The organism is Rhizobium sp. Pop5, assembly GCF_024721175.1.
Lineage (GTDB): Bacteria > Pseudomonadota > Alphaproteobacteria > Rhizobiales > Rhizobiaceae > Rhizobium.
Genome location: NZ_CP099400.1, coordinates 207,637 through 233,722, shown reverse-complemented (window position 1 = coordinate 233,722; position 26,086 = coordinate 207,637). Strand labels below are relative to the sequence as shown.

Sequence of the window (26,086 nt, the reverse complement as noted above, 5' to 3'; positions counted from 1 at the left end):
TGATCAAGCCGTCCTGCGCGCCGGCGCCTCGCACAGGAAATCCTCGATGAACTGTTTTTGCAGCAGGATGCCGTCCCATTCGTCGGCGAAGAAGGGCGAGTCGTAAATCAGCGTGAAAGGACCTGCGTAACCAGCCTGCTCGCACATCTCCAGGCACTTGCGGTAATCCTCGGCATCGAGGCCGGCAGCGCCGTAATCGGCCTTGGCGTGGCAGATTTCAGCGCGGTGCATGATATCGGCGAGGCCCTGATATTTTGCCGGCGCGGCCCAATTGCCAAGATCGCCGTTGAGCCCGACCTTGCCGTCCAGCCGGTCCAGCAGCCAGTTCATTTCGACCGGCGATGGCAGCAGGTCGAACCAATTCTCGACGACGACGCGCACGCCGCTGCCTTCCGCCTTTTCGGCGAGCCAGTTCAGGTGACGGGCGGCGCGGGCGAGGTTTTCCTCCGTCGGCTTCTGCTTGCCGGCAATGACCCGCATTCTCTGCGCGCCGAGGGCAGCGGCAATGCCGCTCCACTCTGCCATCCATTCGACGTCGCGTTGGGCCGTTTCGGCATGGCTGGGATCGCCGTCTTCGACGAGCAGCGTCTGGAACAGCACGTTCGACGCCGCCATCGCGTCGCGCAGTTCATGGAGATAGGCGGAGTCAAGGCTCGGCAGATGGAAGGAACAAATCTCCAGCCGGTGGATGCCGCGTACCGCGAGCGCCGCCGGCATGTCGATCAGCGCCGCGGCACCGGGACCGTAGGGCTCCTTCGGCGCAGCATTTTTGTCGGGATCGGGACTATAGGCATGGACGGCGCCAAGCAGCCGATGCAGCGACCAAGTCGAAACCGCGAAGCGTCCGTTCTGCAAAACCTGCATATGTCTTCCTCCAGGATCTCCTCATGCCATCAATGGCAACAAACTCCCGGCGGTTCAATTAAGAATTCAGGTAAAATCGCCGCGGATGAACGCCTCGGCGGCAAGGCTTGTCCCGAGCAGCGCCTCGTCGCGGCGGGCCGTCGCCGAAAGCAGCAGTGCGACCGGCATGCCGGCCTCCCCGGCGCCGCAAGGAATGGAGACGCCACACCAATCGAGGAAATTGCCGAGCGCGGTGTTGCGCAGTGTCTTGTTGTTCGTTGCGAAAAACAGATCGTCATCCTGTTCCAGCGGTCCTATCGGCGGAGCGACATGGGCGACCGTGGGAAAAGCGATCAGCCGGTTGCCGACAAGGCGCTCAGTGTCGGCGATAAGGCGGTTGCGGGCATCGAGGATCGCGATATAGTCAGGCAGCGTTGTCTTGCTTCCCAAGCGGGTGCGCATGACGACCCGGCGGTCCATTCGGTCCGCATCGGCTCCCGCCAAACGTTCGTGGTGAAGCGCGAAAGCTTCCGCCGTTACCAAGGGACCATATCTCGCCATCAGATCGAATATCTCGGAGAAAGCGGGAATGATGATGCGGGAAACACCGGCGCCGGCCTTTTGAAGACGTTCCAAAGCCGCCTCGAACGCGGCGACGACGCCGGGCTCCACTCCATCGAAGACGATATTTTCTGGCACGAGCAGTTCCACTCCATGCAACGGACGCTCGACGATCTCAGGCGCCGTCAGCCCCCGCATGGCAGCATCGATCCAGACCGCGTCCTTCACGGTGCGGCATAGCGGCCCCAGCGAGTCCAGGCTTTTTGCCAAGGGATAGACACCCTCCATCGCATAGCGGCCACGGGTCGCCTTATAGCCGACGATGCCGTTTAAAGCGGCGGGAATACGAACCGAGCCGCCGGTATCCGTGCCCATCGCAACCGGCACCAGCCCGGCTGCAACCGCGACGCCGGCACCCGAGGATGAACCGCCGGGAATGCGCGGAAGATCAGCGCTTCGCGGATTGACGGGCGTACCGTAATGCGGATTGATACCAAGGCCAGAGAAAGCGAATTCGCTCATATTGGTGCGACCGACGGCAACCATGCCAGCCTGTCGGAGAAAGGCGACGACGGCAGCATCGCGCTCGGCTGGTGCATCCGCGGCCAAGAGGACGGAACCGGCCGTGGTCGCCAGGCCTTCAATGTCGAAAAGATCCTTCCAGGCGATTGGAACGCCGTCCAGCAATCCGAGCGAACGCCCCTCCCGCAGACGCTTCGAGGAGGCGAGTGCCTCTTCCATCGCCCGGCTTTCGGTGAGCACCGTGAAAACGGCCTTGTCGGCATAGTCGGCGATGGATCCGAAGATCGCCTCAGCCACTTCAACCGGATCGGCCGCGCCACCTTGAATGAGAACGGAAAGCTGCGCGATCGACATCGCACCGAAGGATTTGCTCATGGGACGATCCAAAAGAAAGATGGACCTGACGACTACCCCGGATCGTTCCAGCGAGCCAGAGCTTCACGATTTTTTGCGATTATTAGAACGATTTTTTGAACACTGAGTTTGCAGATTGCCCCTTCAATTACCACGATTGAAGACACACATGCTGCTCGCGTGAGGAGTGGGCTCGGCATGAGGGTAAGAGGTTTGCTCTTAAAGAACCGACTCCGCATGTGTTGCAGGAGTAATTAAATGACAGATAGTGAAACTTTAAGCCGCCGCCAGGATATGGTGACCCTTCATGCGAAAGAGGATGAAACCATCGGCTTGGGCGAGCGCGACTATGTGGATCATGTCAGCGCGCAGAAACTTTCGGGCTTCGAACGCATTGTCGTGGTCGGAGCGCTTGTTGTCTTGAGCTTTGCAGGGTTTGCCGCATATTCTTCCGGCAATACAGACCCGATGACGACGTCAGCCATCGCCGCCACATCAGGCGACAGCGCGCCGCATCATCCGGCCTACGGCCATTGCCGCGAGAGCAGCCCTTACGCCGAAAGGGTCTGCTGACCGAAAAATACATCGCCGGGCATGGCAACCTTGGCCCAGGCTGCCTCGACAGCAGAAAGGGAAGGACCATGGCCGGCGAGATCGACTACAATCTTCACCGCTTCATCGACGCCCAGAACGGCGTCTATGAAAAGGCGCTCTCCGAGCTGAAAGCCGGGCGCAAGACCTCTCATTGGATGTGGTTCATCTTCCCGCAGATCGCTGGTCTCGGCACCTCTGTCATGGCCGAGAAATATGCTATCCGTTCGGCCGAGGAAGCCGCCGCCTATCTCGCCGATCCCATTCTCTCGAGCCGGCTGCTGCGCTGCGTCGAAGCGATCCTGTCCGTCAAGGGCCGATCCGCCCATGAGATCCTCGGCTCACCCGACGACCTCAAATTACGCTCGTCGATGACCTTGTTTGCGGCAGTCAGCGACCACGGCTCGCCCTTCCACCGGGCAATCGAGCATTTCTATCAGGGAAAATTCGACGAGCGCACGACGACGATCCTCGGCGCCGGCGATTAGGGCCTTTCGCTGCAAGGGCTCTAGCTAACGGCCCGGCCTGCTTTCCAGCGCGTCAATTTCCTCGGAAATCTCACTCAACCGCTGGCGCAGATCGTTGTCGGTGCCGTCATCAACTTCCTCATCGCCGAAGCAATAACGCGCATCATGAAGCTCCAGCTTGGCTTCGAGCTCCGCGCGTTTGGCATACAGGCGCTTGAGATAGACATAGTTCATGTCTCTGCCTCCGCGTCATCCTCCCTCGTGGAAGAACGACACCGAAGCAGTAAGGTTCCCGGGATGGTTCAGGCGAAGGAGGCGATCGCTGCCCTGCAGGCCTTGGCGAAATGGCCGCAGCATCCATCGGCGCCCATGGCCTGGCGGCTGACACGCGCACCTTCGAGAAGCAGCGTCAGCGTATCGGCAAGCAACTGGGGCTCGCGCGCACCGGCCGCCGAACAGAGTCCGACCAGGCGATCGCGCTGCTCTGCCTTGTGCCGTTCGATCATCTCATGAGCGGGATGGCCCTCGCCCTTGAGTTCGATAGCGGCGTTGGCGAGATCGCAACCGGCGGGCTCGCCGTTGAGACACTGCGCCCGCATATCCACCCAGGCATCCAGCTGGGCACGCGGATCGCCGGGATGCTCCACCTCCAGCTCACGCCAGATGACGCTCGCCTTTTCAGAGGCCCGGCGCAGTGTTTCGCAGACGAGTTCATCCTTCGAGCCAAAATGCCGATAAAGCGTCATTTTGTTGGTGAGAGCCGCGTCGGCGATGGCATCGACGCCGATGCCGCGGATACCGTGCTCGCGGAAAAGCTCCAAGGCAGTCGAGACAATACGCTCCCGCGGCGGGATGCGATCTTCTGGAGCGACTGCGGAGATTTCATTCGAAGTTTCTGATTTTTTTGCGGACGAAGTCCTTGACATCAATGTGACCGATCGGTAACAAACGTACTGTTACTTACCGGTAACACCACAGACCGCGAAAGTCAACGCCGAGGGTATGGCGGCGGATGTGGAACACGGGCGACCGCCCACGAAAGGAGGACAAGCCATGAGAAAGACCAGAGACGACCTGACGATATCCGAAGCCCTTCGCGACCCCCTGATCGCCATGGTGTTGCGCGCCGACGGCGTGAAGCTTGAAGACTTCAAGCAACTCCTGGAGACGGCCGCCGGCAAACGCGAACCGCGTGCGACTTCGGTGGGCAACATGATCGGCGCGCTTGCGAGCCGCGCCAATCTGCCGGCGATGCCCTGCTTCGGTTGATAGCGCCGCCTGAACAGCTTGGGGATCTCTCCCTGCCCCCGCCAAGGGCTGCCGCCGTAAGAAGCGGCGGCCTTTGTCGTTTCCGGCACCCCGGCGGGCGACATGCATCAAAGGATCGGTTTGCCACCTGTGACCGCGATTGTCGTGCCGGAGACATAGCTCGACAGGGGATCGGCCAGCATTACATAGGCTGTCGCAAGCTCGGCCGGCTGGCCGGGCCGTTTCATCGGCACCTGCTTGCCGAAATTGCTGACGCTTTCCTCGGGCAACGTCGAAGGAATGAGCGGCGTCCAGATCGGACCTGGAGCCACGGCATTGGCGCGAATGCCCTTCTCAGCCAGTAGTTGGGCAAGGCCGGCGGTGAAATTCTGGATCGCGCCCTTGGTCGTCGCATAGGCGAGCAGCGTCGGGTTCGGGCTGTCGGAATTGATCGAGGCCGTGTTGATGATGGCGCTGCCGGGCTTCATGTGGGCGACGGCTGCCTTGGTCAGGTAGAACATCGCGTGGATATTGACCTTGAAGGTCAGTTCCCACTCTTCGTCACTGATCTCGTCGATGCTCTTGAAACTTGCCTGATGGGCGGCGTTGTTGACGAGAATATCGATGCCGCCGAGCTCCTTGACCGCGGTTTCGACGATCTGTCGGCACTGGGCAGGATCCTGGATATCGCCGCTGACGAGGACGGCCTTGCGTCCCGCCCGCTCGACGAGCCGCTTCGTCTCGTCGGCGTCCTCGTCTTCATCGAGATAGGAAATCACCAGATCGGCGCCTTCCCTGGCATAAGCGATCGCCACCGCCCGGCCGATGCCGCTATCGCCGCCGGTGATGATCGCCCGCTTGCCCTTGAGCCGGTCTGCGCCGCGATAACTCTCCTCGCCGTGATCGGGAACCGGGTCCATTTGCGCCGTGAAACCCGGCATCGGCTGCTTCTGGGACGGGAAAGGCGGTGTCGGGTAATTTGTCATCATGACCTCCTGGGTTCGGGGGTCAAACTCAGGCTGGGGCTTGTTGTTCCAAGCGGATGACGACGGAATTACCACATCGCTGCGCAACTGCTGGCGGGTCTTCTTGTGGTGAGCGGGTTAGGAGATGGTGGTGGCTGAAGACCAATCCCTGAGTTTTTAAAGTCCCATCACGGATCCCTCCAGGCTCCACCACGCCGGATCTGACCACACGATCAACCTACAAAATGTTGCGATTTGCCGCAGCGACCGCTATGCCATAGTAATGTAACATGACCGCAGTTTTCATGAGGTGCGTGGAATTGGACGGAAAGACATCGCCCGAAGTTTACTCCGACGATGAAGCCCTTGCCGCCGAAAGCGGCGGCAAGGGCGCACGGCGTGCGCGCGTCAGCGGCATCGACCGGGCGCTTCAGGTAATCGATCATCTCTATGAGACCGGCTCGCCGGCCGGCGTCTATGCCATTGCCAAGGCAGTCAAGGCGCCGCTGTCGACCGTTTACGTCATCGTCGACGACCTCGTCGAAAAGAACATGCTGACGCGCCAGGCCGACGGCTCGATCTGGCTCGGCGCGCGGCTCTACCACTACGGCCTCGCCTATGCCCGATCGCTGGATTTCATGAGCATCGCCACACACGAAATGCACGATCTCTGCCGCCAAGCCGGCGAGACCGTGCAGGTCTGCGGCCGCGACGGCGATTATATGCTGGTGCTTGCCATGGCTGACGGCCCCAGTCATTTCCAGGTGGCGTCGCGCGTCGGCACCCGTGTGCCGCTCAACTGGACGGCGTCCGGCCGCCTGCTCGTCGGCCACCTGCCCGAGGAAGAGCGCATCGAACTCTTCAAGCGCTGCGCTCGCTCCTCGCCGACCGGCCGCGCAGAGATCGACCCGGGCACGCTGTCGGAAGCCGCCGGCAAGGCCTTCGGGGCGCGCCTGTCGATCCAGGCCGGTGAATCGGACTATGCGGTGGCCTGCATCGCCTCGCCGATCTGCGATCGCGACGGCCAATGCGTCGCTACCATCTCCATAGTATTGCCGGAGCAGAAGGCGTTTTCCGATGAAAACCACTATACTGCCCACGTGCGCAGTTCGGCGGAACATATCGAAAAGCTGATGGGGTGGCGAAACCGCTGAATGCCCCGCCTTGCTTCAGACGGCTCTCCGGCGGATTCTTGATCGAACCAAGCCCGGCGCGTGATCCTATCTGTAAGAATAACCATGGCTGTGGCGCACAAGCTTGCGCGCTCGCGGCACGTACCGGCTTGCAGCGAAGGCGTCGGCACCGATTACCGCGTAGCGCGGCTCGAACAGCTTGTTGAGAACCGAGACATCACCGTTGGAATCCGTGGCTTCGAGTTCGGAGTCGACGAGATCGAAAATGGTGAATTCGGCTTGCGAGCCGACCGCAAGCCGGTTTTCCATCGACAGCTTGATGACGGATGCCGGCGCATGGGTGACGGCTTCGACCACCTTGTCGAAGGGCATGCCGACGCTCAGTAGCTTCGACATCGTCGTCGCGAGGTCCCAGACCGGGAAGTTCATCGAATGGCCGTGCAGGTCGGTGGAGATCGAGAAGGGCAGAAGCCCGCGCGCGATCGCCGCTTCGGCGACCTTGAAGGAGAAGGAGGCGCCGCCATGGCCGATGTCGAGGCGGATGCCCTCGGAGGCGCAGCGCTCGGCGAGATAGAAGAGGTCTTCGTCTTCCATGATGCTCGAACCCGCCTTGCCATTGAAGCAGTGGGTGACGACGTCGCCGGGGCCGAGAATCTCCAGCACCTCGTCATAGAGCGCCGGTGGCTCGCCGACATGCACCATCATCGGCACTTTCAGGATCTTGGCGATTTTCTTGCCGAGCTTGACGGGGGTGACACCCCAGGACCCGGTGATGACATGGCTGGCGCGCACCTTGATGCCGACGATATGGTCGCTGTTTGCGGCATAGACTTCGAGGATGCGGTCGAGGTCGATATCTCTAATATCCCTGAGTTCGGCAACGCGGTTGCAGGCGACGAGACCGATCGAGCCGAGGTTCAGGAAGGCCTTGATGCGTTCGCGCGAGGTTTCGATGATATATTCCCGGAAACCATGGAAATTCGCCTCGCCGGCCGAACCGGCATCGACCAGCGTGGTCACGCCGCGCTCGACGCCGCATTCGGAGGGGCGAATGGAAATATCCGTGCCGCCATGCCAGATATGCACATGCAGATCGATCCAGCCGGGCGAAATGAAGGCACCCTTGCCGTCGATGCGTGTGACGTCACGTTGAACACTGAGCGAAGGACCGATCTCGATAATCCTGCCGTCGCCACCGACGAGAATATCGACCGTTCCATCAGGCGTGCCGGCGCCGAAAGCCATGGGCCTGACATTGGTGAGCAGGAGCGGTTTCTTCGCCTGGTCCCCGGACATGATATGCATTCCTTTCGACGTCTTAGAGGTGAATCGTTCCGCGCCCGGCGGCGATCCGTCTGCTGGCCGTTATGGAGGATGAAGGAACGTCAACCGCTCCCCCGCAATTCCATAATTACGTTATGAAAGTCCTTATAATAGAATAAGGGTGATGGCGTCGCTGTCAAGACTAATGACGCTGCGACGATAGGCGGAAGACGCCGGCGGACGCGCTCTCTACAAAGCGCGTCCGCCTTCAGATCCTTTTGTTTTCAATGGGAAAGAACTGAATAGTCGACCCGAGCGAGATGGTCCGGATCGGCGAAGGCATCGATCGCCAGGATCTTGCCGTCGGCAATGGTGAGCGCCACGACGACACGGATCTCGCCCGCGACACGCACGATGTAACCGAGTTCGCCGTCGACGAGAGCGGTTACCGCGGTCTGTGCACGACCCTTGAAAAGTTCGGCGACCTCGTGAGCGCCGCGGAGTTCGCCGCCTCTTCCAAATTGCGCCGCCGTCGCATCGGGCCGGAAGACGACATCGGGAGCCAGCACGGCGACGAGCGCCTCGAGATCGCCTCTGCGCGATGCGGCGAGAAAGGCCTCGGCGATCATCCGCTTGCGCTCGAAATCGACATCCGGCGTCTCGTCCGTGCCCTGCACCCGGCGGCGGGCGCGGCTTGCGAGCTGCCGTGTGGCGACGGATGAACGGCCGATGATCGCTGCAATCTCGTCGAATGGCAGATCGAACATGTCGTGCAGCACGAAGGCGACACGTTCGGCGGGCGCCAGCGTCTGCAGCACGACGAGCAGCGCGAGGCCGACCGAATCGGCAAAGGCCGCCTCGCGCTCCGGATCCTTGGCCGGATCGGTGATCCCGCCATGGACGGGCAATTCCAGCGGCTCCTCGCGACGGGTCTTGCGCGCTCGCAGCATGTCGAGGCAGATGCGCGCCACCACAGTCGTCAGCCAGCCGCCAAGATTGCAGACACCGGTCGCGTCCGTGCGGTTGAGCCGCAGCCAGGCCTCCTGAACGGCATCGTCAGCCTCGCTGCGCGAGCCGAGCATGCGATAGGCGGCCGCTTTCAGATGCGCCCTGTTTGCTTCGAATTCATCGGCCAGCCATTTTTCCTCGTCCATCCGTCACATTCCTCCGCTGCGATCCGTCAAGACCATGACGAACGAAAACCGGCCGATGTGACAGCGCCGGCAGATCGTCAAACGACAAACGTATCAAGGAGACATATCATGCAGGAGAGAATGGTCATGCAGGAAAGAATGGGAAATCCTGCCCTCGTCATCCCCGAGGCGATGCAGGCGCTGGCTGCCCTCAGCAAAATACCGGCCGACACCGGCCTGTCGCCCAAGCTGCTCGAACTCGTCAATCTGCGCGCCAGCCAGATCAACGGCTGCAGCGTCTGCATCGACGGACATCCCCGCATCGCAAAGAAGCTCGGAGAGACGGATGAAAGGCTTTTCGCGGTCAGCGCCTGGCGCGACACGCCCTATTTCAGCGACGCCGAACGGGCAGCCCTTGCCTTGACCGAAGCGGTGACCCGCCTCAGCGACCGCGCCGACCCGGTGTCGGACGAAATCTGGGACGAAGCAACCCGGCATTATGACGGCAGGAGTCTTGCCGCGCTCGTCATCGCTATCGCCAATATCAATGTCTGGAACCGGCTGAACATCGCCACCCGCCAGATCGCCGGCGCCTGGAAACCGTGAGCGGCGATGCCGGCAGCGGTTCACTCCGCGCTGCCGGCATCATATTCATAGCTCAGATGATACCGCCGCCACCGGCAACGGAAGCCGGGCGCTCGGCCGCGACCTGTCTGCGGTAGCCGCTGGCGCGATAAGCAGCGATCGGATCGATCGCGCCACCCGCGCGGCGGCGCGCTTCGGCCAGGATTGGCTCGACATCGGCGCGATAGGCACGCTTCAGTGTTTCCGACGCCATCAATGCATCATTGTCCTGCTGATAACCCTCGAGCGCCTTGCGGTCGACGAGCAGCGCCTGCGCATAGGCGCGGCGGATTTCGTTGGCGCTGTTGATCAGGCTCTCGATCGGGTCGGTGACATTGTGCGACTGGTCGATCATATGGGCCGGATTGAAGTCGTTGACGCCGCGCTGTTCGGCATCCACCAGTTCGTTGAAGACGAGGAACAGCCGGTAGGGATCGATCGCGCCGGCATCGAGATCGTCATCGCCATATTTGGAATCGTTGAAGTGGAATCCGCCGAGCTTGCCGAACTGGATCAGGCGGGCGACGATCATCTCGATGTTGGTGTTCGGCGCATGATGACCGAGGTCGACGAGGCAATAGGCCTTGGGTCCGAGCGTCTGGGCGATCAGGTAGTTGGTACCCCAATCCTGTACGATCGTCGAATAGAAGGCCGGCTCGTACATCTTGTGCTCGGAGTAGAGCTTCCAATCATCGGGCAGCGCCTTGTAAATGTCAGCCATCGAGGCGAGGTAGCGCTCGAAAGCCTTGGTGAAATTGCTCTGTCCCGGGAAGTTCGAACCGTCGCCGATCCAGACCGTCAGCGCCTTGGAACCGATCGCCTTGCCGATCTCGATGCATTCGAGATTGTGCTCCACCGCCTGCGCGCGCGTTGCCGCATCGGTGTGGCTGAGCGAGCCGTATTTGTAGGAATGAGCCTGTCCCGGCGTATCGGAGAAGGTGTTCGAATTCATCGCATCGAAACCGAGTCCGAGCGCATCGCCCTTGGCCTTCAATTCCCGCGCATCCGCCTTGTCCCAGGGAATATGCAGCGAGACATTCGGGGTCGCCCGCGTCAGCTGGTTGATGACGGCGCAATCGTCGAGCTTGTCGAAGATGCCGCGCGGTTCGCCGGTGCCGGGAAAGCGGGCAAAGCGCGTGCCCCCGGTGCCGACGCCCCAGGAGGGAACGGCAACGAAAAACTCCGCCACGTTGCGGGTGATTGCTTCGATATCGACGTCACGGCGCGCGAGCGTCGCGCCGAGCGCCTCGTAATCGGCTTTCAAGGCCGCAGCCCGCTTTTCATTTTCTGTCGCGATGAGATCCTGCGCGATCCTGAACTCGGCCATTCTTTCCTCCCAACCTACATCGCGGTCTTGGACGTCCGCTATTGCATTCCTCATTCCTGTGCTTGCCACAGGAATCCAGCCACGGCGCGTCCGCGCCGTGAATGACTCATACATAGCGAGGGCGATGTTCTCCCGCGCCCAAGGACTTGGGCGCACTGGATTCCTGTGACAAGCACAGGAATGAGGGAGGAGAATAGCGTCCCCGCAGCACTCCCGTTGACGCAGCAGTTACCGCGTAAAACTCTGCACGTTGCCGGCGTCGACGTTGATAATGTTGCCAGTCGATTTCGCCGAAAGGTCCGAAGCGAAGAAATAGATCGCCTCGGCGATATCCTCCGGAAACACGTTGAGCTTCAGCATCGAACGCTTGCGGTAGTGTTCCTCGAGATCGTCCACCTCGATCTTCGACGAGGCGGCGCGCTGTTCGCGCCATTCCCCGCTCCAGATCTTGGAGCCGCGCAAAACAGCGTCCGGATTGACCGTGTTGACGCGGATGCCGGCATCTGCGCCTTCGAGCGCCAGGCAGCGGGCAAGATGGATTTCGGCGGCCTTGGCCGTGCAATAGGCCGACGCATTCGGCGAAGCCGCAAGGCCGTTTTTCGAGGCGACGAAGATGACGTTGCCGCCGAGCGCCTGACGGCGGAACAGGCGGAACGCTTCGCGCGAGACGAGGAAATAGCCGGTCGCCAGGATATCGATATTGCGATTCCACGTCGAAAGCTCGGTTGCTTCGATCGGCGCGGAGGAGGCAATGCCAGCATTCGAAACGAGGATATCGATGCCGCCGAATTCAATGCAAGCTTCCGCGAAGGAGGCGATCACCGCATCTTCCTTGGTGACGTCGAGCCGCAGGCTGCGCACAGCGTCAGCGCCATACTTCTTGACGAAATCGGCTTCGGTGCCCTCGAGCGCTGCCTGATCAATATCGGCGAGCACCACGCAGGCGCCCTCGCCGACGAGGCGCGCGGCCGTCGCGCGGCCGATGCCGCCGGCGCCACCGGTGACGAAGGCGACCTTGCCGGCAAGGCTCTTCGGCTTCGGCATGCGCTGGAGCTTCGCCTCTTCGAGCAGCCAGTATTCGATGTCGAAGGCTTCCTGCTCTGGCAGGCCCTGATATTCCGAGACCGTCGAGGCCCCGCGCATCACGTTGATGGCGTTGACGTAGAATTCGCTGGCGATGCGGGCTGTCGCCTTGTCGCGGGCGAAGGACAGCATGCCGACACCAGGCACCAGGAAGATGACGGGATTGGCGTCGCGCATGGCGGGCGAATTGTCATGCTTGCAGTCGTTGTAATAGCGGGCATAATCAGCGCGGTAATCCTCCAGCGCCTGGTCGAGACCGGCAACGATGGCATCGACATCCGGCTTGGCCGGATCGAATTCGACGATCAGCGGCCGGATCTTGGTGCGCAGGAAATGGTCCGGGCAGCTGGTGCCGAGCGCGCCAAGCGGACGCAACTCCTTCGAATTGACGAATTCCAGAACCGCATCCTGATCATCGAAATGGCCGAGCTTGCGCTCCTGCCCGCCGATGCGGCCACGAATCTCGGGCATCAGGCGGGCGGCGATGGCGCGCCGTTCGGCCATCGGCAGGCTCTGCACAATCGTGCCGCCGAAGATCGTCTTGCCTTCGGTCTGGCCGGCGAACCATTCGATCGCCTTGTTGATGATATCGAGCGTCAGCTCATAGCAGGCCTTGGCGTCATCAGCCCAGGTGAAGAGGCCATGGCTTTCAAGCACGACGCCCTTGGCATTCGGATTCGCCTTGACGAAGGCTTCGAGATCGAGACCGAGCTGGAAGCCCGGACGGCGCCAGGGAAGCCAGCCGATCTCCTCGCCGAAGATCTGTTTCGTCAGTTCCCTGGAATTCTTCGACGCGGCGATCGCGATGATCGCGTCGGGATGCATATGGTCGACATGGGTGAAAGGCACGAAGCCGTGCAACGGCGTGTCGATCGAGGCGGCGCGAGCATTCAGGTTGAAGGTGCAATGCGGCAGGAAGCCGACCATTCGGTCCTCATCCTCGACACCTCTATAGATGCCCTTCAGCGCTTCCAACTTGTCCTGGTAAAGCGTCGCAAAACCGTCGAGCTTGATGGTGCCGACATCACCGCCGGAGCCCTTGACCCAGAGAACCTTGACTTTCTCACCGGTCAGCGGATCGGTTTCCATCACCTTCGCCGAGGTGTTGCCGCCGCCGTAATTGGTGATGCGCTTGTCGGCGCCGAGCAGATTGGAGCGATAGAGAAGTTTGCCGGGCTCGTCGAGGCCTGCCGCGTAACCATCATCCCACCGGTTTTCCAGAAGCCGGACGTTCGCCGCCATGTCATCCTCCCATATAAATCATCAATGGGGACGCGAGTCGGCGCCCCCTTTTCACAGACGATATCGCTCATCAAAACCAAACTTGTCAATCGAAAACGATCAAATTCGATTATTGTGCAGCGCAATATGAAAATTTATGATCGTTTGTGATTGACAGCTTTTAACGGATACGAAATAAACATGACAAGAGGAGGAGCTCAATGCACGAACGTGAACGCCATCGCATCATCCTAAGCGCCGTTCAGGAAAAGTCGGTCGTCACGATCCAGGACATTTCCGAACTGACGGAAGCCTCTGAAGCCACGATCCGGCGGGATATTGCGGCTCTTCACGTGCAGGGCAAGATCCGTCGCGTGCGCGGCGGGGCGGAAGCCGTTCACCCGCCGCAGCTCGGCAATCTTGCCGGCCGGCCGTTCCGCGTTTCAGAATCGGTCAATATCGATAAAAAGCGCGCAATCGCTCGCGCAGCCGTGGATCTCTGCGAAGCGGGCGACGCCATCATCATCAATGGCGGCACGACGACCTTCCAGATGGTGCATTATATGGCCGGCCACCGCCTGCAGGTCATGACCAATTCTTTTGCGATCGCCGAACATCTGGTGAAGCATTCCAAAAACACTGTGACGGTGCCAGGCGGCGCGATCTATCGCGAGCAGAGCCTCATCCTGTCGCCTTTCGACAATGACGCGATCCGCAATTTCTATGCGCGGCGCATGTTCATCGGCGCGCAGGGCGTCGGCCCGCTCGGCATCATGGAGGCGGATGCCCTCATCATTCAGAGCGAGCAGAAGCTGATGCACCAGGCCGAAGAACTCGTCGTCATGGTGGATTCAAGCAAATTCAATCGCCGGTCGAGCCTCATTCTCTGCGCGCTCGACCGTGTTTCTGTGGTCATCACCGATGACGCAATCTCGGACGAGGCAGCTCGCATGGTCGAGAATGCCGGCGTCCGGCTCGTCGTCGCAAGCCCGGTGGCCCAGCTTGTGAAGGAGGATTCCTCGTCGGTCGCATGAAGCGCCGCCGAGGTGTGGCAGTCTAATCTTAATGGGAGGAAAGTGACATGAAACTCGCAAAGACACTTGCGCTCGGCGTAGCGCTCGCCGTCGCCATGATGGCCGGCACCGCAAGCGCCAAGGACATCAAGATCGGCCTCGTCGTGAAGTCGCTCGGCAACGGCTTCTTCGACGCCGCCAACAAGGGCGCACAGGAAGCCGCCAAGGAACTCGGCGGCGTGGAGGTGATCTACACCGGTCCGACGACGACGACGGCCGAAGGCCAGATCGAAGTCATCAACTCGCTGATCGCGCAGGGCGTCGACGCCATCGCCGTTTCGGCCAACGATCCGGACGCGCTCGTTCCGGCTCTCAAGAAGGCCACCCAGCGCGGCATCAAGGTCATCTCCTGGGATTCCGGCGTCGCACCCGAGGGCCGCATCCTGCAGCTCAATCCGTCGTCCAACGAATTGATCGGCAAGATGTGCCTGACGCTCGCCAAGGACCATCTCGATGGCGGCAAGGGTGACTTCGCCATCCTGTCGGCGACGACCACCTCGACCAACCAGAACATCTGGATCGACCAGATGAAGAAGCAGCTCAAGGACTTCCCGGGCCTCAACCTCGTCACCACGGTTTACGGCGACGACCTCTCGGACAAGTCCTATCGTGAAGCCGAAGGCCTGTTGAAGTCGAACCCGAACGTCAAGGTCATCGTCGCTCCGACGACGGTCGGCGTTCTCGCCGCTTCCAAGGTCGTCGAAGACAAGGGCCTGGTCGGCAAGGTCTACGTCACCGGTCTCGGCCTGCCGTCCGAAATGGCCGGCGCGATCAAGTCGGGCGCCACGAAGGAATTTGCCATCTGGAACCCGATCGACCTCGGCTATTCCGCAACCCAAATCGCCTATCGCCTCGTCAAGGGCGAGACCGACGGCAAGCCGGGCAGCGAGATCGCTGCCGGCCGCATGGGCAAGATCAAGGTCGGCGATAACAGTGAAGCCGCCATGGCCGATCCCTTCGTCTATAATGCCTCGAACATCGACCAGTTCTCCAAGGTCTTCTGATCCGGAGCCAACGCGTCAGAGCCCGGCGGTCTTGCAGCCGCCGGGATTTCCCATTCGACACTGGTAGAAGCTGATGAACGCCGCCTTTCAACAACCCGTCACGGACAGCAAAACCGGCGATGCGCCCGCCATTCTGGAAATGCGCGGCATCTCCCAGATCTTTCCTGGCGTGAAGGCGCTCGACAATGTCAGCATCGCGCTCCACCCCGGCACGGTGACGGCGCTGATCGGCGAAAACGGCGCCGGCAAGTCGACCCTCGTCAAGATCCTGACAGGCATCTACAGGCCGAACGAGGGCGAGATCCTAGTCGATGGCAAACCGACGAGCTTTGCCAGCGCCCAGGCCGCGATCGATGCTGGCGTTACCGCCATCCACCAGGAAACCGTGCTTTTCGATGAGCTGACGGTTGCCGAAAACATCTTCCTCGGCCACGCGCCGCGCACGCGCTTTCGCACCATCGACTGGCAGGCAATGAACAGCCGATCGAAGACGTTGCTGACCGCGCTCGAAAGCAATATCGACCCGACGATCCGCCTGAAGGACCTCTCGATCGCGCAGCGCCATCTGGTGGCGATCGCGCGCGCACTGTCGATCGAGGCCCGTATCGTCATCATGGACGAGCCGACGGCGGCCCTTTCCCGCAAGGAGATCGACGACCTCTTCCGCATCGTCCGGGGGCTGAAGGAACAGGGCAAGGCGATCCTGTTCATCAGCCACAAGTTCGACGAACTTTATGAGATCGCCGACGATTTCGTCGTCTTCCGCGACGGCCGCGCTGTCGGCCAGGGCCGGCTCAAGGAAACGCCGCAGGACGAGATCGTCCGCATGATGGTCGGCCGCGACGTCGAGAACGTCTTTCCGAAGATCGATGTCGCCATCGGCGGCCCGGTGCTCGAAGTCGCAAAATACAGTCACCGCACGGAATTCCGCGATATTTCGCTGACGCTGCGCAAGGGCGAGATCCTCGGCATCTACGGCCTGATCGGCGCCGGACGCTCGGAGCTCGCGCAATCGCTCTTCGGCATCACGAAGCCGCTCTCCGGCAGGCTGACGCTCGAAGGCCGGGAAATTTCGATCAACTCGCCGCATGACGCCATTAGAGCCGGCATCGTTTACGTGCCGGAAGAGCGCGGCCGCCATGGCCTGGCGCTGCCGATGCCGATCTATCAGAACATGACGCTGCCATCCCTGACGCGCACCTCACGCAAGGGCTTCCTGCAGGCGGCGCAAGAATTCGCGCTCGCCCGCAAATATGCCGAGCGGCTGGATCTGCGCGCCGCGGCCCTCTCCGTGCCGGTCGGGACGCTGTCGGGCGGTAACCAGCAGAAGGTCGTCATCGGCAAATGGCTTGCCACCATGCCCAAGGTCATCATCCTCGATGAACCCACAAAGGGTATCGACATAGGCTCGAAGGCCGCCGTTCACGGCTTCATCAGCGAGCTTGCTGCCGAGGGCCTTTCCATCATCATGATCTCGTCCGAACTGCCCGAAATCATCGGCATGTCGGACCGGGTGCTGGTTATGAAGGAAGGCCTGTCGGCCGGGTTTTTCGAGCGCGATCAGCTTACGCCGGAAGCGCTGGTGCGCGCGGCGACCGGAAATGCATGAGGTAATGGGCATGGCCAAACTGATTAGAAAACGCGAAACCCTGCTCTTTGCCATCATCGTGGCGATGATCGTCGTCTTCTCGACGCGCGCCGCCGATTTCGCCACACCTGACAATCTCGCCGGCATCTTCAACGACACGGCGATCCTGATCATCCTGGCGCTTGCCCAGATGACAGTCATCCTGACGAAATCGATCGATCTCTCGGTTGCCGCCAACCTCGCCTTTACCGGCATGGCCATTGCGATGATGAATGCGGCCTATCCCGACCTGCCGCTCGTCGTGCTGATCCTTGCTGCGATCATGATCGGCGCCGCCCTCGGCACGATCAACGGCTTCCTCGTCTGGCGCCTCGAAATCCCGCCGATCGTCGTGACGCTCGGCACGCTCACCATCTATCGTGGCATGGCCTTCGTGCTCTCGGGCGGCGCCTGGGTCAATGCCCATCAGATGACGCCGATCTTCCTCTCCGTTCCTCGCACGCCGATCCTCGGCCTGCCTGTCTTGAGCTGGGTTGCAATCATCATCGTCGCGCTGATGTACATGCTGCTGCGCTACAGCCCGTTCGGCCGCTCAGCCTATGCGACCGGCGGCAATCCGACGGCCGCCGTCTATGCCGGTATCGATACGGGCAAGACGAAATTCCTCGCCTTCGTGCTCTCGGGCGCGCTCGCTGGCCTTTCCAGCTATCTCTGGGTTTCGCGTTATGCGGTCGCCTATGTCGATATTGCCAACGGTTTCGAACTCGATAGCGTCGCTGCCTGCGTGATCGGCGGCATTTCGATTGCCGGTGGCGTCGGCTCGGTCGCCGGCACCGTCCTCGGAGCGCTCTTCCTCGGCGTCATCAAGAACGCGCTGCCGGTCATCGGCATTTCGCCTTTCACCCAGATGGCGATCTCTGGAACCGTCATCATTCTCGCCGTCGTCTTTAATGCAAGGCGAGAGCGCAATCGCGGCCGCATCATTCTGCGTGATCGCGCAGCAGCGGAGGTCGCAGCATGAGCACCGTTTCGACGCAGCCCGAAAAGCGGGTCATTCCCGACCGCCTCGGCACGCCGTTCAAACGCATCATGTCGAGCTGGGAAGTGCTGCTATTCTGTGTGGCCGTGCTGATCTTTATCTTCAACTCCGTGGCCTCGCCCTATTTCCTCGATGCCTGGAACCTCTCGGACGCGACCTTCAATTTCACCGAAAAGGCGATGATCGCTTTCGCCATGGCGCTGCTCGTCATATCAGGCGAAATCGACCTCTCAGTCGCTGCGATCATCGCGCTCGCCTCGACGGCGATGGGCGCGGCAGCACAGCTCGGCGTCGGCACGCCGGGCCTCGTGCTGATCGGCATCGGCACCGGCCTTCTCTGCGGCATCTTCAACGGCGTCCTCGTCTCGGTGCTGAAACTGCCGTCGATCGTCGTCACCATCGGCACGATGAGCCTCTTCCGCGGCATCTCCTACATCGTGCTCGGCGACCAGGCCTATGGCAAATACCCCACGGATTTCGCCTATTTCGGCCAGGGTTATGTCGTCTGGGTCTTCTCCTTCGAATTCGTGCTGTTCATCGTGCTGGCGATCCTCTTTGCGATCCTGCTGCATGCGACGAACTTCGGCCGGCAGGTCTATGCGATCGGCAACAATGACTTCGCCGCCCGCTTTTCCGGCATTCCGGTCGAGCGCGTCAAATTCATCCTCTTCCTGCTGACCGGTATCATGAGCGGCGTTGCCGCCGTCTGCCTGACCTCGCGCCTCGGCTCGACCCGACCGTCGATCGCTCAAGGGTGGGAACTCGAAGTCGTCACCATGGTCGTGCTCGGCGGCATCTCGATCCTCGGCGGCTCCGGCACGATCGGCGGCGTTGTCATTGCCGCCTTCGTCATGGGCCTCGTCACCTTCGGTCTCGGCCTGTTGAACGTGCCCGGCATCGTCATGTCGATCTTCATCGGGCTGCTGCTGATCATCACCATCGCCATCCCGATCATCGCCCGCCGCATCAAGATCATGAGCTCCCGATGACCTCAGAAAAACACGCCTTCAAGATGCAGCTCAATCCCGGCATGGAAGCCGAATACCGCAAGCGGCATGACGAGATTTGGCCGGAGCTGGTCGTTCTCCTGCACCAGTCGGGCGCCAGCGACTATTCCATCCATCTCGACCGCGAGACCAACACGCTGTTCGGCGTGCTGACGCGGCCTGCCGACCACACAATGGCAAGCCTGCCGGAACATCCGGTCATGAAAAAATGGTGGACCCACATGGCCGATATCATGGCGACCAATCCTGATAATTCGCCCGTCCAGAGCGACCTCGTCACCCTCTTCCATATGCCATGAGCAATTATCGCCGCATCGCCGTCCTCGACATCGGCAAGACCAATGCCAAGGTGGTCGTGCTCGACAGCGCAACCGGCGCCGAGATCGCTGTCCTGAAACGGCCGAACATTGCGATCAAGACCGGCCCCTACCCGCATTACGACATAGAGGCGCTCTGGTCCTTCGCGCTCGATGCGTTGAAGAGCCTGGCGCAGGAGCCGGGTTTCGACGCCCTTTCGATCACCACCCATGGCGCCGCCGCCGCGCTCATCGGCGAAGACGGAATGCTTGCCATGCCCGTGATCGACTACGAGCATGAATATCCGCAGGAAATCCGCGACGCCTATACGCGGCTGCGTCCCGCCTTCGACGAAACCTTCTCGCCGCGCCTGCCGATGGGGCTGAATGTCGGCGCGCAGCTGCATTACCAAAAGACCGCCTTTCCCCAGGAATTTTCCCGGGTCGCAACCATCCTGACCTATGCGCAATATTGGGCGATGCGGCTGACCGGGGTCGCCACCAACGAACTGACCTCTCTCGGCTGTCATACGGACCTCTGGAACCCGAAAACATCAAGCTATTCCTCGCTTGTCGACAGGCTCGCAATCCGCGATCTGATGGCGCCGATCCGTTCGGCTTTCGATGCGCTCGGTCCTGTTCTGCCTGACATTGCAGACGAAATCGGCACTTCCGTGCCCGTCTATTGCGGCATCCACGATTCCAACGCCTCGCTACTGCCGCATCTCGTTCATCGTGAAGCTCCCTTCGTCGTCGTCTCGACAGGCACATGGGTCATAAGCTTCGGCGTCGGCGGCGATCTCGATCATCTCGATCCCAAGCGCGATGCGCTCGCCAATGTCGATGCCTACGGTCGAGCCGTTCCCTCTTCCCGCTTCATGGGCGGGCGGGAATTCGAGATTCTCTCTGCCGAGATCGGCAATATCGACGACAAGGCCGCCCAGGCGGCGATCGGTCCCGTCATCGACAAGGGCGTGATGCTGCTGCCGAACATCGCCTCCGGTTCCGGTCCCTTTTCCGATAAGGCAAGCCGCTGGATCGGTGCGGAGGAAGCAAGCCGCGACGAACGCCATGCTAGCGCCTGCCTCTATCTCGCGCTGATGACCGACGCCTGCCTCGGGCTGATTGGCGCGAAAGGCCCGGTGATCGTCGAAGGACCTTTCGCCCTGAATGAGACCTATCTGAAGCTGCTTGCCGCCCTTGCCGGTCGCGAGGTGCTAGCCGTTCCCGGCTCGACCGGCACCAGCCAGGGTGCGGCGCTCCTCACCGGCATCCGCCCGGTATCGGGCGCCGAGAAGCACTTTCCGCCGGCCGATGTCCATGGATTGGCCGCCTATCGCGATCGCTGGTACGCGGCGATGGAATAGGTCTCTTTCCAAGAACGGTCTTGTTCGCCGCGGCCTTGCGGTTAGTGTGCACCTCGAAAATCATTCGAGGAGATATCATGACAGAGACATTCGATCCGCGCGGCCTTGCCGCGAGGCTGCACAGCCTGCGTCAGACCGGCAGGCAAGAGACGACGAGCACCTTCGCCCTGCCGGCCGATCTGCATCAGGCGATGGAGACGCAGAATTTCCTCGCCGCCGCAGATGGCATCTCCAGCAATGCCTGGAAGGTAACGGTCTCGCCGCTGGGCCAGGGGGTTGCCGGGCCGCTTCATCCCTATGTCGAAGCCGTCTCAGCCGCCAGCATTCCCTGGTATCCCGGCCTGAAATTCGAAACCGAGATCGCCGTGCGCCTCGGCACGGATCTGCCGGTCCGCACCGGCGCTCCATACAGCCGCGCCGAAATTGTCGAGGCGATCTCAGCCGTCCATCTTGGCGCCGAACTGCTGGTCAGCGCCGTCAAGGAAAGCGGCAGCGTCTCCTTTCTGCTGTTTCTCGCCGACCGGCTCGGCAATAGCGGCTATGTGCTTGGGCCCAAGGTCGACAAAAGCGTCGTCGACACCGCCGGCGGCACGCCTCTCAAAGTCACCCATGCCGGCCGCACCATCTATGATGGTCCGGCGCAGCATCCGAAAGGCGACGTTCTCGCCTGGCTCGTCGACTACGCCAATGACGGGCAGCGCCCCGAGACATCGCTGAAGGCAGGCGCGCTCATCACGACGGGCACGTTGAGCGGCGCGATCGAACTGACCGGACCCGGCGAGATCGACATCCTGTTCGGCGACGTCAGGCTCGATTTTTCGGTGTCCAAGGTCGATTGACGCCAGCCTGGTCAGTCATCTCTTCTCGGCATTCGCTCACGCCTTTTCGCGGAACATCTCGATGATGGCCGAGAAATCCCTTCCGCCATTACCCAGCTTTTCGAAAAGCGCGAAAAGCTGAGCCGCTTCGGCGCCGAGCGGCGTGGAAGCGCCGCTTGCGAGCGCTGCTTCCTGCGAGAGCCTGAGATCTTTCAGCATCAGCGCCGCGGCAAAACCTGGCTTGTAGCCGTTGTTCGCAGGCGAGGTCGGCACGGGTCCCGGCACCGGGCAATAGGTATTGATCGCCCAGCATTGACCGGATGAGGTGGAGGCGACGTCGAACAGCGCCTGATGCGAGAGGCCGAGTTTTTCGGCGAGCACGAAGCCTTCGCAGACGCCAATCATCGAAATGCCGAGGATCATGTTGTTGCAGATCTTGGCCGCCTGGCCGGCTCCCGCCTCGCCGCAATGGACGATCTTCTTGCCCATCGCCTCGAGGATGGGCTTTGCCTTGGCGAAAGCCTCATCAGAGCCGCCTGCCATGAAGGTGAGTGTACCTGCGGTCGCCCCGCCCGTGCCGCCGGAGACGGGCGCATCGAGCGACAGGCAACTTGCGGCCTTGGCCATCTCATGCGCCTTGCGGCTGCTTTCGACATCGATGGTCGAGCAATCGATAACAAGCGTGTCTTGCGCCGCGGTCTGCAGGATGTCGGTCCAGGCCGTCAGCACGTGTTTGCCCTGCGGCAGCATCGTGATGACGATTTCGGCGTCCTTCACGGCCTGGCTGGCATGGCTCGCCGGCTTGACGCCGCTCTCCTCGGCCGCCTTCAGCACGGGAGCGGCGAGATCGAAGCCAAGAACCTCGTGACCTGCTTTGACGAGATTGGCCGCCATCGGCCCGCCCATATTGCCCAATCCGATGAATGCGATCCTTGCCATGGTCTTCTCCTATCGATTGTCTTCGAGGATCATCGCGGCCGCCTTTTCGGCGATCATGATCGTCGGCGAATTGGTGTTGCCAGAGGTGATCGACGGCATCACCGAGGCATCGGCGATTCTAAGCTTGCCGAGCGCCCGAAGTTTCAGCCGGGGATCGACGACGCTGTCCCTGTCGGCGCCCATGCGGCAGGTGCCGACGGGATGGAAGATCGTCGTGCCGATATCGCCCGCCGCCCGCTCCAGATCGGCCTCCGTCTGATAGGAAGGCCCCGGCTTGAATTCCTCCGGCCGGAACCGGGCGAAGGAAGGCTGCGCCACGATCCTGCGCGTCAACCGTATGGAACGGACAGCTATGTCACGATCGCGCTGCGTCGAGAGGTATTTCGGGCTGATCGCCGGCTGGACGGCGAAATCCGGGCTCGAAATATGCACCGAACCCCGGCTTTCGGGTCTCAGATTGCAGACGCTCGCGGTAATCGCCGGGAAAGGATGGACGGGGTCACCGAACTTTTCCAGCGAGACCGGCTGCACATGATACTGCAGATCGGGCGTCTCCCGGTCGGGACCTGAGCGGGTGAAGATGCCGAGCTGGCTCGGCGCCATCGCCATCGGGCCGGAGCGGCGGACGAGGTATTCGAGCCCGATCGCCGCCTTGCCGATCAGCTTGGTCGCCTTCTCGTTCAGCGTCGGAACGCCCGTCACCTTGTAGGCCAGACGCAGCTGCAGATGGTCCTGCAGGTTTTCACCAACACCCTTCACCTCAGCGACGACATCGACACCCGCCTGGCGCAGCACCTCGCCCTTGCCGATGCCCGACAGCTCCAGAATATGCGGCGAGCCAATCGAACCGGCGGAAAGGACGGTTTCCCTGGCCGCATAGGCGCGTTTGGCGACGCCATCATGCTGGAATTCGACGCCGGCAACAGTGCCCTCCTCCACCAGGAGCCGCCGGACCTGCGCCTTGGTGAGAACGGTGAGGTTGGAGCGCTTCATCGCCGGGCGCAGGAAGGCCTTCGAGGTATTCCAGCGAATGCCGGAACGCTGGTTGACGTCGAAGTAGCCGGAGCCTTCATTGCTGCCGCGGTTGAAATCCACAGTTTCTGGGATGCCCGCCTCCTTTGCCGCCTGCTGGAAGGCATCGAGTACGGCCCAGCGTACGCGCGCCTTCTCGATGCGCCATTCTCCGCCCGCACCATGCATCTCATCGGCGCCGCGATAGAAATCCTCGGACTTGCGAAAGAAGGGCAGAATATCGTCCCAGCCCCAGCCGGAGCAGCCCATCTGCCGCCAGAGGTCGTAGTCGCGCGCCTGGCCGCGCATGTAGATCATGCCGTTGATCGACGAACAGCCGCCGAGAACCTTGCCGCGGGGATAGCTGAGCGCCCTGCCGTTCAGCCCCGCTTCCGGCGCCGTGGTGAAGCACCAGTCGGTACGAGGATTGTTGATGCAATAGAGATAACCCACAGGAATATGGATCCAGTGGTAGTTGTCTCTGCCGCCGGCTTCCAGCAGCAGCACGCGGCTTCGGCCATCCGCCGACAGCCGATTGGCGAGCACGCAGCCGGCGCTGCCCGCCCCGATAATGATGTAGTCGTAACGATCCATGTGCGCCCCGCACGAACTCCAGATGCTTGCCGCTTCCCTCTCCCCGCGGGACGGGGAGAGGGACAGTCGCAGTGCCGCCGCCGTCTCTCTTTCCGGAGAAGAAAGCTTCCCCAGGGAGAAAGGTCCGCCCGTTCAGCGGCGATAGACGAAGCCCAGTTTGCGCCCCAGCCGCGAGGCGTAGAATTCGCCGATGACGCCGCGACGGAAGATCAGCACGCAGACCATGAAGACGATGCCGGTGATGATCGTCACCGGGAATTCCGACGTGGCGAGGTAGTTTTCCAGCGCCACCACCAGACCGGCGCCGAAGAGCGGGCCGATCAGCGTGCCGATACCGCCGAGCAGCGTCATCAGGATCACTTCGCCCGACATCTGCCAGGCGACATCGGTCAGCGTTGCAAATTGGAAGACGATCGATTTCACCGCGCCCGCGAGCCCGGCAAGTGCGGCCGACATGACGAAGGCGCCGAGCTTGTAGCGCGCCACGGAATAGCCGAGCGAGATCGCCCGTTGCTCGTTTTCGCGGATCGATTTCAGGATCATGCCGAAGGGCGAATTGATGAACCGCCAGATGATCAGCACGCCGATGATGAAAACAACCAGCACGAAATAGTACATATTGGTCGAGCTGCTGAGATCGATGAAGCCGAAGAGATGGCCGCGCGGCACCGATTGGATGCCGTCCTCGCCCTCGGTAAACTTGGCTTGAAGGCAGAAGAAGAAGAACATCTGCGACAGCGCCAGCGTGATCATCGCGAAATAGATGCCCTGGCGGCGGATCGCGAAGAAACCCATGACGAGGCCCAGAAACGCCGCGCCCGCCACGCCGATCAGGATGCCAAGTTCGGGCGGCAAGCCCCATGCCTTCACCGTATAGGCGGTGAAATAGGCGGCACCGCCGAAGAAGGTGGCATGACCGAAGGAAAGCAGGCCGGTATAGCCGAGCAGCAGGTTGAAGGCGCAGGCAAAGAGCGCGAAGCAGAGCAGCTTCATCAGGAAGATCGGATAGAAGAAGAACGGCGCCAGGAGCAGGAGCAGCAGCCCTACGAGAAGAAAGCCCGCCTGCACCGAAAGAGCGGTTCGGCTTTTTTCCGTTCGGATGGTTTCGGTGATGTCCGCCATATCAAGCATCCCGGCCGAAGAGGCCCGCGGGCCTGATGAGAAGCACGATCGCCATGATGACGAAGATCACGATGTTGGAGGCCTCGGGATAGAAGACTTTGGTCAGCCCCTCGGCGATCCCCAGCACATAGCCGGTGATGATTGCGCCCATGATCGATCCCATGCCGCCGACGACGACCACGGCGAAGACGACGATGATCATGTTCGAGCCCATCAGCGGCGAGACCTGATAGATCGGCGCCGCCAGCACGCCGGCAAAGGCTGCAAGGGCCGCACCGAGCGCATAGGTGAACGTCAGGAGCACCGGCACGTTGACGCCGAAGACCTGCACCAGCACGGCGTTTTCGGTGGCGGCTCTGAGATAGGCGCCGAGCTTGGTCCTCTCGATCAGCAGCCATGTGCCGAGGCAAATGACGAGCGAGACGACGACCACCCAGCCGCGATAGATCGGCAGGAACATGAAGCCGAGATTGGCCCCGCCTGCAAGGGCCGCCGGCGTCGCGTAGGGCTGGCCGGAGGAGCCGTAGAGATAGCGGAAGGTTCCCTCGACCGCGAGCGCCAGACCGAAGGTGAAGAGCAGGCCGTAAAGCGGATCGAGATCGTAGAGCCGGCGCAGGAACAACCGCTCGATGACGGCGCCGGCAAGGCCGACGATGACGGGCGCCAGGATCAGCGACGGCCAATAGCCGATGCCGGCATAGGTCAACAGCAGATAGGCGACGAAGGCGCCGAGCATATATTGCGCGCCATGGGCGAAGTTGATCACCCGGAGCAGGCCGAAGATGATGGCGAGGCCGAGGCTGAGCAGCGCATAGAAGGAGCCGTTGATCAGCCCGATCAAGAGCTGACCGAGCAGCGCCTGCAAGGGAATGCCGAAGATCATCGTCATCTGG

Annotated in this window: 26 protein-coding genes; 13 read left to right on the top strand and 13 right to left on the bottom strand. The window is 61.5% G+C overall.

Annotated features, from left to right (window positions below; all coding sequences use genetic code 11):
- Positions 1–3: 3 nt before the first annotated feature.
- Both NE852_RS24965 and NE852_RS24960 read right to left on the bottom strand, forming a co-directional pair.
- The gene (locus tag NE852_RS24965) at positions 4–864 is read right to left on the bottom strand and encodes a sugar phosphate isomerase/epimerase (RefSeq protein ID WP_008531936.1); all 861 of its coding nucleotides are present in this window, start codon (positions 862–864) and stop codon (positions 4–6) included.
- Positions 865–930: 66 nt separating this feature from the next.
- A complete protein-coding gene (locus NE852_RS24960; RefSeq protein WP_258156739.1) occupies positions 931–2,301 on the bottom strand; it encodes an amidase in 1,371 nt (456 codons plus the stop codon).
- Positions 2,302–2,574: 273 nt separating this feature from the next.
- Between NE852_RS24960 and NE852_RS24955 the strand changes: the two genes are divergently transcribed.
- Both NE852_RS24955 and NE852_RS24950 read left to right on the top strand, forming a co-directional pair.
- Positions 2,575–2,853, top strand: a complete 279-nt coding sequence (locus tag NE852_RS24955) for a hypothetical protein (RefSeq protein ID WP_258156851.1) — start codon at positions 2,575–2,577, stop codon at positions 2,851–2,853.
- Between the two features lie 68 nt (positions 2,854–2,921).
- Positions 2,922–3,359 (top strand): DUF1810 domain-containing protein, encoded by a 438-nt coding sequence (locus tag NE852_RS24950; protein ID WP_008531928.1) that lies wholly within the window; start codon positions 2,922–2,924, stop codon positions 3,357–3,359.
- A gap of 24 nt (positions 3,360–3,383) precedes the next feature.
- On the opposite strand, the gene NE852_RS24945 is transcribed toward NE852_RS24950, so the two are convergent.
- Positions 3,384–3,572, bottom strand: a complete 189-nt coding sequence (locus tag NE852_RS24945) for a hypothetical protein (protein ID WP_008531927.1) — start codon at positions 3,570–3,572, stop codon at positions 3,384–3,386.
- A 68-nt stretch (positions 3,573–3,640) separates the two neighbouring features.
- Positions 3,641–4,264 carry a TetR/AcrR family transcriptional regulator gene (locus tag NE852_RS24940; protein ID WP_258156738.1) on the bottom strand — a complete coding sequence of 208 codons (624 nt, stop codon included), beginning with the start codon at positions 4,262–4,264 and terminating at the stop codon, positions 3,641–3,643.
- Positions 4,265–4,391: 127 nt separating this feature from the next.
- Here NE852_RS24940 and NE852_RS24935 point away from each other — a divergent pair, with 127 nt between their 5' ends.
- Positions 4,392–4,607, top strand: a complete 216-nt coding sequence (locus NE852_RS24935; RefSeq protein WP_008537150.1) for a hypothetical protein — start codon at positions 4,392–4,394, stop codon at positions 4,605–4,607.
- Between the two features lie 107 nt (positions 4,608–4,714).
- On the opposite strand, the gene NE852_RS24930 is transcribed toward NE852_RS24935, so the two are convergent.
- Entirely contained in the window at positions 4,715–5,572 is an 858-nt protein-coding gene (locus NE852_RS24930; protein WP_258156850.1) for an SDR family oxidoreductase, read from the bottom strand.
- Positions 5,573–5,856: 284 nt separating this feature from the next.
- On the opposite strand from NE852_RS24930, the gene NE852_RS24925 reads away from it, so the two are divergent.
- Positions 5,857–6,705: an IclR family transcriptional regulator gene (locus NE852_RS24925; RefSeq protein ID WP_037173610.1), complete on the top strand. Its 849-nt coding sequence runs from the start codon at positions 5,857–5,859 to the stop codon at positions 6,703–6,705.
- Positions 6,706–6,771: 66 nt separating this feature from the next.
- Here NE852_RS24925 and NE852_RS24920 read toward each other — a convergent pair whose 3' ends face one another.
- Complete coding sequence (locus NE852_RS24920; RefSeq protein WP_037173614.1) at positions 6,772–7,980, bottom strand: amidohydrolase/deacetylase family metallohydrolase; 1,209 nt, start codon at positions 7,978–7,980, stop codon at positions 6,772–6,774.
- Positions 7,981–8,231: 251 nt separating this feature from the next.
- A complete protein-coding gene (locus NE852_RS24915) occupies positions 8,232–9,101 on the bottom strand; it encodes a sigma-70 family RNA polymerase sigma factor (RefSeq protein WP_258156737.1) in 870 nt (289 codons plus the stop codon).
- 126 nt (positions 9,102–9,227) lie between these two features.
- Between NE852_RS24915 and NE852_RS24910 the strand changes: the two genes are divergently transcribed.
- The gene (locus tag NE852_RS24910) at positions 9,228–9,686 is read left to right on the top strand and encodes a carboxymuconolactone decarboxylase family protein (RefSeq protein WP_008531914.1); all 459 of its coding nucleotides are present in this window, start codon (positions 9,228–9,230) and stop codon (positions 9,684–9,686) included.
- 52 nt (positions 9,687–9,738) lie between these two features.
- Here the strand turns inward: NE852_RS24910 and rhaI are convergent, their stop codons facing one another.
- A complete protein-coding gene (rhaI, locus tag NE852_RS24905; RefSeq protein WP_258156736.1) occupies positions 9,739–11,031 on the bottom strand; it encodes an L-rhamnose catabolism isomerase in 1,293 nt (430 codons plus the stop codon).
- A 228-nt stretch (positions 11,032–11,259) separates the two neighbouring features.
- On the bottom strand, positions 11,260–13,356 hold the full coding sequence (locus NE852_RS24900; protein WP_258156735.1) for a bifunctional rhamnulose-1-phosphate aldolase/short-chain dehydrogenase: 2,097 nt from the start codon (positions 13,354–13,356) through the stop codon (positions 11,260–11,262).
- Positions 13,357–13,556: 200 nt separating this feature from the next.
- On the opposite strand from NE852_RS24900, the gene NE852_RS24895 reads away from it, so the two are divergent.
- The 8 genes from NE852_RS24895 to NE852_RS24860 all read left to right on the top strand — a co-directional run bounded on the left by NE852_RS24895 (position 13,557) and on the right by NE852_RS24860 (position 21,548).
- Positions 13,557–14,369, top strand: coding sequence for a DeoR/GlpR family DNA-binding transcription regulator (locus NE852_RS24895; RefSeq protein WP_008531912.1), 813 nt, complete (start codon positions 13,557–13,559; stop codon positions 14,367–14,369).
- Between the two features lie 47 nt (positions 14,370–14,416).
- Complete coding sequence (rhaS, locus tag NE852_RS24890) at positions 14,417–15,412, top strand: rhamnose ABC transporter substrate-binding protein (RefSeq protein WP_008531911.1); 996 nt, start codon at positions 14,417–14,419, stop codon at positions 15,410–15,412.
- A 73-nt stretch (positions 15,413–15,485) separates the two neighbouring features.
- Complete coding sequence (locus tag NE852_RS24885) at positions 15,486–17,021, top strand: sugar ABC transporter ATP-binding protein (RefSeq protein ID WP_008531909.1); 1,536 nt, start codon at positions 15,486–15,488, stop codon at positions 17,019–17,021.
- A 10-nt stretch (positions 17,022–17,031) separates the two neighbouring features.
- Complete coding sequence (locus tag NE852_RS24880; protein WP_258156734.1) at positions 17,032–18,021, top strand: ABC transporter permease; 990 nt, start codon at positions 17,032–17,034, stop codon at positions 18,019–18,021.
- Positions 18,018–19,028, top strand: coding sequence for an ABC transporter permease (locus tag NE852_RS24875; protein WP_008531900.1), 1,011 nt, complete (start codon positions 18,018–18,020; stop codon positions 19,026–19,028). The genes NE852_RS24880 and NE852_RS24875 overlap by 4 nt, the downstream gene beginning before the upstream one ends.
- Positions 19,025–19,345, top strand: a complete 321-nt coding sequence (rhaM, locus tag NE852_RS24870) for an L-rhamnose mutarotase (RefSeq protein WP_008531899.1) — start codon at positions 19,025–19,027, stop codon at positions 19,343–19,345. The genes NE852_RS24875 and rhaM overlap by 4 nt, the downstream gene beginning before the upstream one ends.
- The gene (locus NE852_RS24865) at positions 19,342–20,709 is read left to right on the top strand and encodes an FGGY-family carbohydrate kinase (RefSeq protein WP_258156733.1); all 1,368 of its coding nucleotides are present in this window, start codon (positions 19,342–19,344) and stop codon (positions 20,707–20,709) included. The genes rhaM and NE852_RS24865 overlap by 4 nt, the downstream gene beginning before the upstream one ends.
- A gap of 77 nt (positions 20,710–20,786) precedes the next feature.
- On the top strand, positions 20,787–21,548 hold the full coding sequence (locus tag NE852_RS24860) for a fumarylacetoacetate hydrolase family protein (protein WP_008531895.1): 762 nt from the start codon (positions 20,787–20,789) through the stop codon (positions 21,546–21,548).
- A gap of 36 nt (positions 21,549–21,584) precedes the next feature.
- On the opposite strand, the gene mmsB is transcribed toward NE852_RS24860, so the two are convergent.
- The 4 genes from mmsB to NE852_RS24840 form a co-directional block, all read right to left on the bottom strand.
- On the bottom strand, positions 21,585–22,466 hold the full coding sequence (mmsB, locus tag NE852_RS24855) for a 3-hydroxyisobutyrate dehydrogenase (RefSeq protein ID WP_008531894.1): 882 nt from the start codon (positions 22,464–22,466) through the stop codon (positions 21,585–21,587).
- Between the two features lie 9 nt (positions 22,467–22,475).
- On the bottom strand, positions 22,476–24,071 hold the full coding sequence (locus NE852_RS24850) for a GMC family oxidoreductase (RefSeq protein ID WP_258156732.1): 1,596 nt from the start codon (positions 24,069–24,071) through the stop codon (positions 22,476–22,478).
- A gap of 132 nt (positions 24,072–24,203) precedes the next feature.
- Positions 24,204–25,193, bottom strand: a complete 990-nt coding sequence (locus NE852_RS24845) for a branched-chain amino acid ABC transporter permease (protein ID WP_258156731.1) — start codon at positions 25,191–25,193, stop codon at positions 24,204–24,206.
- 1 nt (position 25,194) lies between these two features.
- Complete coding sequence (locus NE852_RS24840; protein WP_008531886.1) at positions 25,195–26,082, bottom strand: branched-chain amino acid ABC transporter permease; 888 nt, start codon at positions 26,080–26,082, stop codon at positions 25,195–25,197.
- Between the last annotated feature and the right edge of the window lie 4 nt (positions 26,083–26,086).

Bases quoted from the DNA above. Each gene is read 5' to 3' on its own strand.
- NE852_RS24845 (WP_258156731.1), bottom strand. From the start codon at position 25,193: ATGGCGGACATCACCGAAACCATCCGAACGGAAAAAAGCCGAACCGCT.
- NE852_RS24880 (WP_258156734.1), top strand. From the start codon at position 17,032: ATGGCCAAACTGATTAGAAAACGCGAAACCCTGCTCTTTGCCATCATC.
- NE852_RS24945 (WP_008531927.1), bottom strand. From the start codon at position 3,572: ATGAACTATGTCTATCTCAAGCGCCTGTATGCCAAACGCGCGGAGCTC.
- NE852_RS24955 (WP_258156851.1), top strand. From the start codon at position 2,575: ATGGTGACCCTTCATGCGAAAGAGGATGAAACCATCGGCTTGGGCGAG.
- NE852_RS24915 (WP_258156737.1), bottom strand. From the start codon at position 9,101: ATGGACGAGGAAAAATGGCTGGCCGATGAATTCGAAGCAAACAGGGCG.
- NE852_RS24925 (WP_037173610.1), top strand. From the start codon at position 5,857: ATGAGGTGCGTGGAATTGGACGGAAAGACATCGCCCGAAGTTTACTCC.
- NE852_RS24900 (WP_258156735.1), bottom strand. From the start codon at position 13,356: ATGGCGGCGAACGTCCGGCTTCTGGAAAACCGGTGGGATGATGGTTAC.
- NE852_RS24930 (WP_258156850.1), bottom strand. From the start codon at position 5,572: ATGACAAATTACCCGACACCGCCTTTCCCGTCCCAGAAGCAGCCGATG.
- NE852_RS24940 (WP_258156738.1), bottom strand. From the start codon at position 4,264: ATGTCAAGGACTTCGTCCGCAAAAAAATCAGAAACTTCGAATGAAATC.
- NE852_RS24935 (WP_008537150.1), top strand. From the start codon at position 4,392: ATGAGAAAGACCAGAGACGACCTGACGATATCCGAAGCCCTTCGCGAC.
- NE852_RS24960 (WP_258156739.1), bottom strand. From the start codon at position 2,301: ATGAGCAAATCCTTCGGTGCGATGTCGATCGCGCAGCTTTCCGTTCTC.
- mmsB (WP_008531894.1), bottom strand. From the start codon at position 22,466: ATGGCAAGGATCGCATTCATCGGATTGGGCAATATGGGCGGGCCGATG.
- NE852_RS24895 (WP_008531912.1), top strand. From the start codon at position 13,557: ATGCACGAACGTGAACGCCATCGCATCATCCTAAGCGCCGTTCAGGAA.
- rhaI (WP_258156736.1), bottom strand. From the start codon at position 11,031: ATGGCCGAGTTCAGGATCGCGCAGGATCTCATCGCGACAGAAAATGAA.
- rhaS (WP_008531911.1), top strand. From the start codon at position 14,417: ATGAAACTCGCAAAGACACTTGCGCTCGGCGTAGCGCTCGCCGTCGCC.
- NE852_RS24865 (WP_258156733.1), top strand. From the start codon at position 19,342: ATGAGCAATTATCGCCGCATCGCCGTCCTCGACATCGGCAAGACCAAT.
- NE852_RS24965 (WP_008531936.1), bottom strand. From the start codon at position 864: ATGCAGGTTTTGCAGAACGGACGCTTCGCGGTTTCGACTTGGTCGCTG.
- NE852_RS24920 (WP_037173614.1), bottom strand. From the start codon at position 7,980: ATGTCCGGGGACCAGGCGAAGAAACCGCTCCTGCTCACCAATGTCAGG.
- NE852_RS24885 (WP_008531909.1), top strand. From the start codon at position 15,486: ATGAACGCCGCCTTTCAACAACCCGTCACGGACAGCAAAACCGGCGAT.
- NE852_RS24910 (WP_008531914.1), top strand. From the start codon at position 9,228: ATGCAGGAAAGAATGGGAAATCCTGCCCTCGTCATCCCCGAGGCGATG.
- rhaM (WP_008531899.1), top strand. From the start codon at position 19,025: ATGACCTCAGAAAAACACGCCTTCAAGATGCAGCTCAATCCCGGCATG.
- NE852_RS24840 (WP_008531886.1), bottom strand. From the start codon at position 26,082: ATGACGATGATCTTCGGCATTCCCTTGCAGGCGCTGCTCGGTCAGCTC.
- NE852_RS24850 (WP_258156732.1), bottom strand. From the start codon at position 24,071: ATGGATCGTTACGACTACATCATTATCGGGGCGGGCAGCGCCGGCTGC.
- NE852_RS24950 (WP_008531928.1), top strand. From the start codon at position 2,922: ATGGCCGGCGAGATCGACTACAATCTTCACCGCTTCATCGACGCCCAG.
- NE852_RS24875 (WP_008531900.1), top strand. From the start codon at position 18,018: ATGAGCACCGTTTCGACGCAGCCCGAAAAGCGGGTCATTCCCGACCGC.
- NE852_RS24860 (WP_008531895.1), top strand. From the start codon at position 20,787: ATGACAGAGACATTCGATCCGCGCGGCCTTGCCGCGAGGCTGCACAGC.